The sequence below is a fragment of the Pseudobutyrivibrio sp. genome (assembly GCF_015057185.1).
Lineage (GTDB): Bacteria > Bacillota > Clostridia > Lachnospirales > Lachnospiraceae > Pseudobutyrivibrio.
Genome location: NZ_SVEV01000002.1, coordinates 142,595 through 152,576 on the forward strand (window position 1 = coordinate 142,595; position 9,982 = coordinate 152,576).

The 9,982-nt window shown below is 37.0% G+C and carries 13 protein-coding genes; 12 read left to right on the forward strand and 1 reads right to left on the reverse strand.

What is annotated here, in order from left to right:
• Positions 1 to 11 precede the first annotated feature (11 nt).
• From E7276_RS02125 to E7276_RS02150, 6 genes are all read left to right on the forward strand, one after another.
• Positions 12 to 509, forward strand: a complete 498-nt coding sequence (locus tag E7276_RS02125; RefSeq protein ID WP_294213146.1) for a PTS sugar transporter subunit IIA — start codon at positions 12 to 14, stop codon at positions 507 to 509.
• Positions 510 to 770: 261 nt separating this feature from the next.
• A complete protein-coding gene (locus E7276_RS02130) occupies positions 771 to 1,220 on the forward strand; it encodes a GNAT family N-acetyltransferase (RefSeq protein WP_294213148.1) in 450 nt (149 codons plus the stop codon).
• A gap of 19 nt (positions 1,221 to 1,239) precedes the next feature.
• Positions 1,240 to 1,494, forward strand: coding sequence for a TIGR04076 family protein (locus E7276_RS02135; RefSeq protein WP_294213150.1), 255 nt, complete (start codon positions 1,240 to 1,242; stop codon positions 1,492 to 1,494).
• A 25-nt stretch (positions 1,495 to 1,519) separates the two neighbouring features.
• Positions 1,520 to 2,302 (forward strand): PhzF family phenazine biosynthesis protein, encoded by a 783-nt coding sequence (locus E7276_RS02140; RefSeq protein WP_294213153.1) that lies wholly within the window; start codon positions 1,520 to 1,522, stop codon positions 2,300 to 2,302.
• A 160-nt stretch (positions 2,303 to 2,462) separates the two neighbouring features.
• Positions 2,463 to 2,810 (forward strand): DJ-1/PfpI family protein, encoded by a 348-nt coding sequence (locus E7276_RS02145; RefSeq protein WP_294213182.1) that lies wholly within the window; start codon positions 2,463 to 2,465, stop codon positions 2,808 to 2,810.
• A 123-nt stretch (positions 2,811 to 2,933) separates the two neighbouring features.
• Positions 2,934 to 3,134, forward strand: a complete 201-nt coding sequence (locus E7276_RS02150; RefSeq protein ID WP_294213156.1) for a hypothetical protein — start codon at positions 2,934 to 2,936, stop codon at positions 3,132 to 3,134.
• Between the two features lie 91 nt (positions 3,135 to 3,225).
• Here the strand turns inward: E7276_RS02150 and E7276_RS02155 are convergent, their stop codons facing one another.
• Complete coding sequence (locus E7276_RS02155) at positions 3,226 to 4,029, reverse strand: DeoR/GlpR family DNA-binding transcription regulator (protein WP_294213159.1); 804 nt, start codon at positions 4,027 to 4,029, stop codon at positions 3,226 to 3,228.
• 274 nt (positions 4,030 to 4,303) lie between these two features.
• Between E7276_RS02155 and pdxA the strand changes: the two genes are divergently transcribed.
• The 6 genes from pdxA to fsa all read left to right on the forward strand — a co-directional run bounded on the left by pdxA (position 4,304) and on the right by fsa (position 9,786).
• Positions 4,304 to 5,365, forward strand: a complete 1,062-nt coding sequence (pdxA, locus tag E7276_RS02160) for a 4-hydroxythreonine-4-phosphate dehydrogenase PdxA (RefSeq protein WP_294213162.1) — start codon at positions 4,304 to 4,306, stop codon at positions 5,363 to 5,365.
• 23 nt (positions 5,366 to 5,388) lie between these two features.
• Positions 5,389 to 6,759 (forward strand): four-carbon acid sugar kinase family protein, encoded by a 1,371-nt coding sequence (locus tag E7276_RS02165; protein WP_294213165.1) that lies wholly within the window; start codon positions 5,389 to 5,391, stop codon positions 6,757 to 6,759.
• A complete protein-coding gene (locus tag E7276_RS02170; protein ID WP_294213167.1) occupies positions 6,760 to 7,821 on the forward strand; it encodes a 2-keto-3-deoxygluconate permease in 1,062 nt (353 codons plus the stop codon). It abuts the gene before it with no gap.
• Positions 7,822 to 7,897: 76 nt separating this feature from the next.
• Complete coding sequence (locus tag E7276_RS02175; protein ID WP_294213169.1) at positions 7,898 to 8,665, forward strand: triose-phosphate isomerase; 768 nt, start codon at positions 7,898 to 7,900, stop codon at positions 8,663 to 8,665.
• Positions 8,666 to 8,676: 11 nt separating this feature from the next.
• Positions 8,677 to 9,120: an RpiB/LacA/LacB family sugar-phosphate isomerase gene (locus E7276_RS02180; protein WP_294213171.1), complete on the forward strand. Its 444-nt coding sequence runs from the start codon at positions 8,677 to 8,679 to the stop codon at positions 9,118 to 9,120.
• A gap of 9 nt (positions 9,121 to 9,129) precedes the next feature.
• Complete coding sequence (fsa, locus tag E7276_RS02185) at positions 9,130 to 9,786, forward strand: fructose-6-phosphate aldolase (RefSeq protein ID WP_294213172.1); 657 nt, start codon at positions 9,130 to 9,132, stop codon at positions 9,784 to 9,786.
• The last annotated feature ends 196 nt before the right edge of the window (positions 9,787 to 9,982 follow it).

Sequence of the window (9,982 nt, forward strand, 5' to 3'; positions counted from 1 at the left end):
AAGGTGTAGTTATGGAATTATTAGATTTATTCAAAAAAGAAGCTGTAGAATACCCACTGTCAATCGGTGCTACCGGAACTGGAAAGATTATTGCAATGGAGGATATTCCAGACGCTGTGTTTGCACAAGGGATGGTTGGACCATGTATTGGAATTGAACCAACTAATGGAACTATAGTATCACCATGCGATGGAAAAATTCTTCAGTTATCAGATACATTACATGCATTTGGAATAGAGGGCATCGGAGGTGTGCAGATACTCGTGCATATAGGAATAGATACTGTAAGCATGAATGGAGATGGATTTACATCCAATGTGAAGGTAGGAGATGTAGTAAAAAAAGGTCAGCCAATAGTCAATGTTGATTTAGATAAGGTTAAGGCTGCAGGACATCCAACTGTCGTAATTACAATTCTATCAAATGCAAATAATTATACTGATATTGAATTTACTAAACTGGTAAGTGTTGAAATATCTGACGAATTGGTTAGCATTAATAAAAACTAACTTGATTAAATATGTTGTGATAATGTTAATGGGGTGCTTTTTATGGCATCATTATCCCATAGTTAATAAACAGCCCCTGTTATCGGTATAAAATAATAAGCATTAAGTAAAGGCCCATCAAGAGACCATGGAATAAATCAAAAGTATTTATCCTTTAAGAGTTCTTGATGGGCTATTTTGTTAGAAAGAATAGTTTAAATTCTTACTCTAAATACTTATAATGAGAAAAACATGTACTTAGCGTTCATAGAGGGAGATTAAATGGATATTAGAATAGCAACAAGTAAAGACATAGACACCTTGATGGATATTCGTCTTGAAATGCTTCGAGTTGTAAACCATATGGAAGAGGACGAACCGTTTAGTGAACAATTATTAGGATGTAGCAAAGACTATTTTCTAAATGGCAATCAAACTACCTGCCTTGCTTTTGATGGCGATAAAGCTATTGGTTGTGCAAGTATTTCATATATCGAGGTAATGCCAACCTTTTCCCATCCGACAGGAAAAAGAGCTCATCTTATGAATGTTTATACCAATAAGAACTACCAGAGACAAGGCATAGCAAAACAGATGGTAAATCTTCTTATAGATGATGCTAGGGAAAAGCATTCCACAGAAATAAGTCTAGATGCTACGGACGAAGGTAGACCATTGTATGAAAAGCTTGGGTTTAAGGTATCTGATGAATGTATGGTAATGAGTATATAGTAAAAAGGAGAGACTAGTTATGGCGTACACAGATAACAAAGTAAAGGTTACAGTAGTAGAAAGTCATTGCCCTAAGTACAAAGAGGGGGATGTTATTTGTTTTGTAGGAAGCGACCTGGACAAAGAAAACAGTGATAATGTTTGTATGGTTGCTATGCAGGCAATATATCCATTTATTTATGCATTTAGAAGAGGGGGCAATCTTAAGAATGGCCCTTATCAGTGCATTGATTGTGGAGAGACAGTAATATTTAATATCGAAGTCGAAGATTAACATGAATACGAGGGGGAACCATATTATGAAGCAATATATAGTAGATGCATTTACAAACACACCTTTTGCAGGTAATCCAGCTGCAGTGTGTGTTATGGATAGCTGGCCATCAGAAGAATCAATGATGAAGCTGGCAATGGAAAATAATCTGTCTGAAACAGCGTTTATTGTAAAAGATGAACAGGGCTATCACTTACGTTGGTTTACACCAGGTTCAGAGGTAGAACTATGTGGACATGCAACCCTTGCATCTTCATTTGTAATACTAAATTACATAGAAAAGGATTCAGACCTAGTTGAATTCAACACTCTCAGCGGAAAACTTACAGTAAGGAGAAATGGAAATCTCTTGGAAATGAATTTCCCTACATATGAACAGCCTGAAATTCCTGTTACAGATGAAATGGAAGAAGCTTACGGCGTTCGCCCTATAAAGGCTCTTCTTGGACCAGACCTTCTCTGCATTTTTGAATCAGAAGAACAGATAAGAAATATGAATCCTGATCAGATGAAGCTCTCAAAGCTTCCAGGCAGAGGACAGGATGCTACAGCAAGAGGAAAAGATGTAGATTGTGTCTCAAGAACTTTCTTTCCTAAACTTCTTGTTGCAGAAGACCCAGTATGTGGTTCAGCTCACTGTCAGATAGCAGCATATTGGTCTGACGTGCTTAACAAGAAAGAAATAAAAGCTTACCAGGCTTCACAGCGTGGTGGATATGTACATTGTAGACTAGAGGATAATGATCGAATCACTATCAGTGGAGAAGCTACACTAGTTGCTATATCAGAGATTGTGGCTGAATTATAACTTACGAAGGAACAATTGCTTACAGTAGTAACAAAAAGATATAATTGAATCGAGAATAGGAAAGGAGGACATTGCCGATGATCAATTCCTCAAACTTTCTCCACATTGTGGAGACCTAAACTCTACACTGCGGGTTCAAGCTAAGCTTACCCGCTAAAATATACAAGGCTGCAGAGAGAACTCCCTGCATCCAAAAACACTTGATTTGATAAGAAAATTCAATGATGCAAAAAAGCCAATAGCGACTGTATGTGTTGCTGCATTTGCATTAGCTGAAAGTGGAATCTTAAAAGACAGAAAGGCTACTGTCTATCATTTAGATAACGGAAAAACTCAAAAAGAGTTAGCTGAATACGGTGTGAATGTAATAAATGAGCCGGTGGTAGTGGACGAGAATATTATCACCTCATATTGTTCACAGACAGCACCATTAGTAGCATTCAAACTACTGGAAATGCTCATAGGTGTGGAAAAGACAAAAGAAGTAAGCGCAGCAATGGGATACTAAGAAAGGAATAAAGCTATGGCAGAGATTGATAGATTAAAGGATATTGTTGAAACACTTAGAAGAAATAGATTTAACGGATTAATCACATGATGATGATATTATTATTCCATGGAGGGTTGAGCTATGGATGTAATGGTATCAGTTAAAAATGATAAGGAAATTGCTATTGAGTATGTTGATTTGTATATGTCACTTCGAGCAGCTCTACGGGATGGTAAGATAGAAACCACTGATGTGGAAGAGTATCTGGCATACAAAGAACGTATGCTTCCAAAGAAAGCCAAGAAGTTGGCGCAGGAAATGATTTTGAATATTAAAGAGTGAATGTAAGCTGTTCTTTTGCTATTTGCTCTCTATGAAAAATAGAGAAATGCCCTTATCCTTTAAAACAAAGGAGAAGGGCATTTTTGCTATACTATACAACCAATAAATTTAATCCAATACTATCGGCATTTTCTTTTATTGAGCTATCTATACCACTATCAGTTATAATAGTAAAATCCGTAGATATAGGACATACAACAGATAGATAACTATTCTCAAATTTTGTATGGTCTGCAAGTACAAATAGACTTTTTGATGAGCTAATGATAGCTCTTTTTATTTGCATTTGTGGAGTGGCTATAGATGTTAAACCTACATCAAAATTGATACTGTGCACTCCTATAAAACCTTTATCTACATGGAAAGATTGTATAGTTTCAATAGCGGAATCACCCAAAGTTGCAGCTAAATGTCCGCTGTTTTGACCACCAACATATCCGCCAACTACATGTAGTTCAACGTGTGGAGCATTGGTAAGTTCATATGCGGAAGCAATGCCATTTGTAACCACGACAATCTTTTTTTCAGGATGTGCCAAGATACATAGTGATAAGTAGTAACTAGTTGATGAATCATCTAATAGAATGGTATCTCCTGAATTTATATACTCAAATGCAGTCTTAGTAATTCTTTGTTTTTCAGCAACAAATTTTGAAATTGTTTTAGTTTCCAGTAATGGTGTTTCTACCGCATCTATAGCCACAGCACCACCGTGAGTACGCTTCAATAGCCCAGCAGTAGCCAACTCTCTGATATCAGTCCTTATAGTGACTTCAGAACAATTAAACTTTTCACTTAAAGCAGAGGTTTTTACAAAACCGTCAGTTTTAATATCCTCGAGTATTTGACGTCTTCTATTCTGTGTGTTTTGGAATGCAATAGCCCCGTTTGCCATTTCTTTAATCTCCCCTTCGAAATCAATTAATAATCATTTATACTAAATATAATTATAACTAAAAGTGAAATGAAAGCAAACTTTTAGAAAACGAAAATAAAAAATGTGCATTTCGTACAAATGAATGAAGCCCGAAATGTTAGATGTATCTAAAGATTTATTAGCCTATAAAAATATTATTGAAAACAAAAGTAAAAAGATGTAAATTGAAAACAAGCAAAAGCTAAAACAACGGTACCGAAAGCAAAACGAAAGCAAAAAGGAGAAATCAGTTATGAATATTAGTTATAAACCCATAACTGCTTTGACGATGGGGGATCCAGCTGGAATTGGACCTGAGATATGTTTAGGGACAATGTTGGATAAGGAAATTCATAATGTTTGCAGACCTTTTATCATAGGTAGCATTGCTATCTTAGATAGAGCAGCTAAGGTCTTAAACAAGCAGGTTGAATTTAGAAAGATTGACTCACCTAAAGAAGCTAGATATGACTACGGCACAATAGATGTATTGGAGACAGGGGATTACGATACTGATTCCATCAAGTGGGGAGAGGTTCAAGAGCTGGCTGGCAGGATGGCTTATGATTTTATACTTAAGTCAATCGAGCTTGGAATGGCAAAAGAAGTTGATGCAGTTTCAACAGCACCAATTCATAAGCAGGCTATAAAGCTTATTGGTGTTAAAGAACCAGGGCATACAGAAATCTATCAGCATAAAACAAATTCTGAGTATGCATTAACAATGTTCTCTTGTCACAAGTTAAGAGTATTCTTTGTTAGTCGTCACATGTCTCTAATGGATGCATGTAAGTTTGCATCAAAGGATGAGATTCTAAAGGACGTAAGATATATCGATAAGGAATTAAGAAACGTAGGCATCTCAGACCCTATAATTGCAGTAGCTGGATTAAACCCACACAATGGTGACAATGGTTTGTTTGGTACAGAGGAGATTACAGATATAGGACCTGCAGTTGAAGCTGCAAAGGAACTTGGAATCAATTGTATTGGCCCTTGTCCAGCAGACTCAGTCTTTAACATCGGTAAATCAGGAAAGTTTGATGCAATTCTTTCTTTATATCATGATCAGGGACACATCGCATGTAAGACATTAGACTTTGAGAAATCAGTTACCTTAACATTTGGCTTACCATTCATTAGAAGCTCAGTAGATCATGGAACTGCATTTGATATTGCAGGAAAAGGAATTGCAGGAAGCATTTCAATGATTGAATCAACAAAGGTTGTTTCTGAATACGCTGCAAAACAGCATGAGAAAATTATTCAGAATGAAACAGAGAACAAGAAAGAAAATGTAAAGAAATTGGCATAGATAATATTTGGGAGGAGAAGGTTATGCCTATATTGGGAGGAGTAGCAGATGATTTAACAGGTGCAACAACTACGGGGGTATTGTTGGCCAGATCTGATGCTAGAACAGCGGTTTTCTTCAATGAGGAAGCTGCACTGAATTCAAACTCAACAAGTGAACTTGATGCAATAATGATATCAAGTAATAGTCGTCCACTTCCAGCAAATGAAGCCTACAGCAAAGTTAAAGATGCAACACAAGCACTCATAAACATGGGAGTGAAATATTTCCAAAAAAGGATAGATACAACATGCAGAGGTGGAATTGGAGTAGAGATTGATGCAATGCTTGATTTACTACCAGACACAATAGCTGTTGTAGTTCCTACAATGCCTCAGTCAAGGCGAATAATGGTAGGAGGCTATTCGGTTATAGATGGAGTTGCGCTGATTAATACAGCTGTGGCGCAGGATGTAAGAACTCCTGTGAAAGAGAACTACATTCCTGATTTAATTGCATCTCAGACTAGAAGGAAAGTCGGTAATGTAGAGCTTAATCTCGTATTAAGAGGAAAAGAGTGCGTAAGAGATGCAATTACTACAGAAGTTAATAAAGGGGCACAGATAGTAATTGTTGATGCTATTACAATAGATGACGTTGATACTATTGCTAAGGCTTGCCTTGAGCTCAAGAAAAATGTGTTAGCTGTTGACCCAGGACCATTTACAGCAAAACTAGCATTTAATAGGAATATTATTTCAAATGAGAAGGCAAATATACCAAATACATCATCTGATGTTGATGGTAAGACGGTTTTAGTAGCTGCTGGTTCAGCTACTCCAGTCACTAAGAGGCAAATGGAAGTTCTTATGGAAGATGACAGAAACGTAAGAATATCTGTCGACGCTTTATCTTTGGTGGACGGTGGACAAAAAGCTGTTGAGGAATCAAAAAAGGCAATAGAAAAAGCTTTATGGTACTTAAGGTCAAAAGAGCAGCCAAGGGCTATTCTCATTGAAACTGCTTTACATGGAGAATTATTAGATTTAGATGCTGAAGATAAAAAACATCATTATCCACAAGGGATGAGCGCGGATAGAATAAATGCTGCTTTAGGATATATGGTGGGACAAATCTTAGATAAAGAATCTAATAAAATTGCTGGGATTTATACAACTGGTGGGGATACCCAAGTCAATGTATGTAAACAACTCAATGTTGAAAGTCTAGAGGTACTTGATTATGTAATTCCACAGGCAGATATTTCACGATTGACCGGAAAATATGCAGGAATGCCTATAGTCGGAAAAGGGGGGCTGACTGGCACAGACACAACTGCTGTAGAAATCGTAGAAAGACTGTTTTGTGAATATGGAAGAGTAAATGAAGTGAAAAAGGAGAAGGAGGCTGTTTAAATGGAAGAGAATAATAAGAAAAAAGATGGTTTAGATTTAGATTTGCTAAATAAGATGGCAAAGCTACCAGGTGGACTAGTAATCATCCCATTACTCATCGCAGTAGCGTTGGCAACGTTTTGCCCACAGGTTTTCCAAATCGGCGGATATGTTACAGCATTGTTCTATGAAGGTAATGCTGCAATGATGGGATTCTTCCTTATCATCTGCGGTTCTGCAATCAACATTAAACAGGTTGGAATGCCTCTTTATAAGGGCGTTTCCCTTACAGCAATGAAGTTTATTCTTGGCGTAGCATTTGGTTATGCGGTCTCTGCAATCTGTGGACCTGCTGGATTCTTGGGATTGGCACCATTTGTAATTATTGCAGCATTAACAAACTCTAATGGATCCCTTTATATTTCATTATCTTCTCAGTTTGGTAATGCATCAGACACAGGTGCTATTTCAATTCTTTCACTTAACGATGGTCCGTTCTTTACACTTGTCGCACTTGGAGCTACTGGGCTTGCTACAATTCCATTTAAGAGTTTTGTCGCAGTTTTAGTTCCACTTCTTATTGGTTTTGTTTGGGGAAATATTGATAAGCATTTTAGAGAAGTGTGTAAGCATGCACAGCCAATTGTTACATTCTTTATGACAATTTCAATTGGCTCAAAGACAGATGTCTCAACACTTATTAAAGCTGGATTATCAGGTATCGTACTTGGTCTTCTTTCAGCAGCAACAGCAGTTATTTTCTTCTTTGTATTCAACATTCTTTTACCAAAGAAGGAAAGAAATGCAATGGGTGCTGCAGTTGGTACAACAGCATTAAATTCTGCTCAGACACCTGCAGCTGTAGGCGAAGCAGATCCATCAATGGCAGGATATGTTGATGTTGCTACAGCACAGTGTGCAACAGCTTCTGTAATCACATTATTCTTATGTCCATTTATTGTTGCAGCTTTTGATAAGTACATGCGTAAACATAAGAAAGGTATTTATTCAGAAGAAGGATGGGCTTGTGAATCTGTAGGAGCCGTATCAGAGGCTTCTTCAGAAAAACAAATGGTAGGATAAATATAAATAGCTGGTCCATCTAAACTCCATTGGACCAGCATTTTTTAGGCAAAAAATCGGCGAAGGACGGGCAAAAATGGCTAAAAAATTGTATTTTGGTTCAAATTTAAAAATGTATAAAACGATTGAAGAAACAAACGAGTTTCTAAATCGACTTATTGAAAATACAAAAGATATTTCTAGAGAAGAGATAGAACTATTTATTATCCCTTCTTATCTATCATTACCTAGTACAAAAAAGATAGATAAAAAATTATGTAAAATTGGTGCCCAAAACATGTGTTGGGAAGAGCAGGGGCAATTTACTGGAGAAATATCGCCACTGATGCTTAAAGAAAATGATGTAGATTTGGTAATGATTGGGCACAGCGAGAGAAGACATGTATTTAAAGAAAGCGATTATGAGGAAAATCTAAAGGTAATTTCATCATTAGAGCATGGATTTACAACCTTACTATGTATTGGCGAAACAGCTCAAGAAAAAGAATTTGATATTTGTGCAGAAATATTGAGAACTCAGCTTAAAATTGGATTGCATGGGGTGGATGATAAGCAATTATCAAAACTTTGGATTGCCTATGAACCAGTTTGGTCTATAGGAGTGAACGGTACTCCAGCCAAGCCCGAATATGCTGGACAAATGCATAGTGAGATTAGATCTTGTTTAATAGAACTTTTCGGTGAACGAGGAAATGACATTCCTGTTTTATATGGTGGTAGTGTCAATTATGAGAATTCGTCAGAATTGATTAAGCAACCAAACGTAGATGGACTTTTTATAGGAAGGGCTGCATGGAACGCAGATAACTTTAATAAGATTATAAGAAATATAGTAGAGAAGTAGGAGGTATCGTTATGAAGATTGCTATGGGATGTGATCCAAATGCAGATGTATATATGCAGGAAATGGTAGAGTTTGTAAAAAGCTTAGGACATGAGGTAGAGGAATTTGGCAGTGATGACCCAATCTATGCACACACTGCTGTAAGAGTTGCTAAAGCTGTTTCCTCAGGAAAATGTGATAGGGGTATTCTATTCTGTGGAACTGGAATTGGAGTAATGCTTTCAGCTAATAAGGTTAAAGGCGCATATGCCGCAAACGTGACTAACGTATATTCAGCAAAAAGAGCATGCCTTTCTAATAATTGCAATATTATCACTTTGGGTAGTCAAGTTACTGGAGATATGGAAGGTAAAGAAATTATTAGTGCATACTTAGGATGCAATTATGTAAGAAATGACCGTTCGGGAATTAAGGTGGATGCTATTATTGAGACAGAGCTTGCTTACATGAAATAGGAGAAGAGGATGAAACTATTTATAGATACTGGAAAAATTGAAGAAATCAAAAAGGCTAACGAGTTAGGTGTTATTTGTGGAGTTACAACAAACCCATCTCTTATAGCAAAGGAAGGAGGTCGCAGCCAAGAAGAAATATTAAAAGAGATTACATCAATAGTAGATGGACCAATTTCCGGTGAAGTAAAAGCTACAACTACTGATGCTGAGGGAATGATTAATGAAGGGCGAGAGATTGCGGCACTTCACCCAAACATGGTTGTTAAGATTCCTATGACTATAGAAGGATTAAAAGCTGTAAAAGTATTATCTGCTGAGGGGATAAAGACAAATGTTACCTTGATTTTTTCAGTAAATCAGGCAATATTGGCAGCTAATGCTGGGGCAAGTTATGTCTCACCATTTCTTGGTAGATTAGATGATATAAATATGCCAGGTATTGATCTTATAAGAGAAATAGCGGAAATCTTCGACATTTATGGATATGAGACTGAAATCATTGCTGCTTCCATTAGAAATCCTATGCATGTACATGATTCTGCATTGGCAGGAGCTGATATAGCAACAGTGCCATATAGTGTTATTAAAACCATGACAAAACACCCACTAACTACTGCTGGAATCGAGAAATTTCAAAAAGATTATATAGCCGTATTCGGAGAATAGAAAACAGAAATCCATTAAGTGGTTCCCCAATATTAGATAAGATTAGCCAGAGATAATCCTCTGGCTAATCCTCTTTTTCTACAGTCTGAGTCTCTGGTTCATCCAGAGACTATTTTTTAGGTTTGCGCGCCATGGGCGCGCTCTAACGGGTGAAAGTCCCGAACACGCCCAGATAGTGGGAAGTGTATAGCCGAAC